Annotated in this window: 1 protein-coding gene; it reads left to right on the top strand. The window is 42.1% G+C overall.

Annotated elements, in window-relative coordinates; genetic code table 11:
- A partial coding sequence (locus AC061C_RS15785) for an IS91 family transposase (RefSeq protein WP_478291966.1) occupies positions 1 to 1,109 on the top strand: 1,109 nt, incomplete at its 5' end.
- Positions 1,110 to 1,324 lie beyond the last annotated feature (215 nt).

Here is a 1,324-nt window from a genome sequence, read left to right as displayed (position 1 = left end):
TGCAGTCGGAAGTAGCCGATGTACTGCGAAAAGTAGGCTCTAAAATTGAAAGTTACGGGCTCAATACGTGGCAACTTCGTACGCTTTATGCCATTAAAAAGTGCAGAACCGCTGAGTTGGGTGGTCATATTGATGGGTGTGATGACTGTGGAAACATTACTATAAGTTATAACAGTTGCCGCAATAGGCATTGTCCCAAGTGTCAGGGTAACAAACGCGAAGATTGGATCCAGGCTAGAGAAACAGAACTCTTGCCTGTGCCATACTTCCACGTGGTTTTTACCTTGCCCGATAGTATCAATTCATTAGCGATACATCAGCCAAAATTGGTTTACGATACGCTTTTTGAAGCGACATGGGAAACACTAAAAACCTTTGGCAAAGCCAAAGAAATGCAAATGGGAATGATTGCGGTTTTGCACACTTGGGGACAGCAATTGAGCTTGCATCCGCACCTGCATTGTATTGTTCCCGGTGGTGGAATCAATAGAGATGGGCAGTGGAAAAACGCAAGAACCGATGGTAAATTCTTGTTCCCAGTAAAAGCTTTGTCAAAAGTTTTTAGGGCTAAATATTGCGCCAAACTCAAGGCGAAATCACCTATCCAATACGAACAAATCAGGCAGGATTTATGGAAAAAACCGTGGGTTGTTTTTGCTAAGAAACCTTTTGGAAATACAATGTCGGTGGTGGAATATTTGGGGCGTTACACCCATAAAATCGCCATTAGCAACAACAGAATTAAAAGTATTGACGGGCAAAATGTAACTTTTGCGTACAAGGATTACCGAGTAGCGGGTGTTAAAAAACAAATGACGCTTACTCATAAGGAATTTATTCGGCGTTTTGCGTTGCATATTTTGCCTAAACGTTTTGTCAAGATCCGTCATTACGGTTTTTTGAGCAGCACATGGAAGCGTCAAAAATTGAAGCTTTTACAAGAGAAACTCAAAGTAAAAGTGCTAGAAAAAGTAGAAAAGAAGCCTTTTTTACCTAAATGTTCGTATTGCAAAACGGGCAATTTACATCGGATAGCGGTTTTTGACCAGCGTGGACCACCTGCTTGGTATCTTGGCGGTGGCCAAAACTCCTTTCCCTGTAAAAGCTAAATTATGGGTAAGGGCACGTGCGCCTAATCCCGAAACTTCGGGAAAGGAAAACACGTAAAAACCATCTTGATTTTACCGCACAAAAAAAGAGGCTCACTTGCCTCTTGAAATTCTCTCTCTAAACTTTACGATAACTCCATAAGTGTTGACGGCATGTAATCGGTTCCGTTCAACACAGGTTTCATTGTTCGGCTTGCAGCCGCAACGAAACCTTA

The sequence above is a fragment of the Flavobacterium sp. GNP010 genome (genome assembly GCF_056428945.1).
Note: the sequence above shows the minus strand (reverse complement) of the source record. Positions and strands in the feature narration are given on the sequence as shown.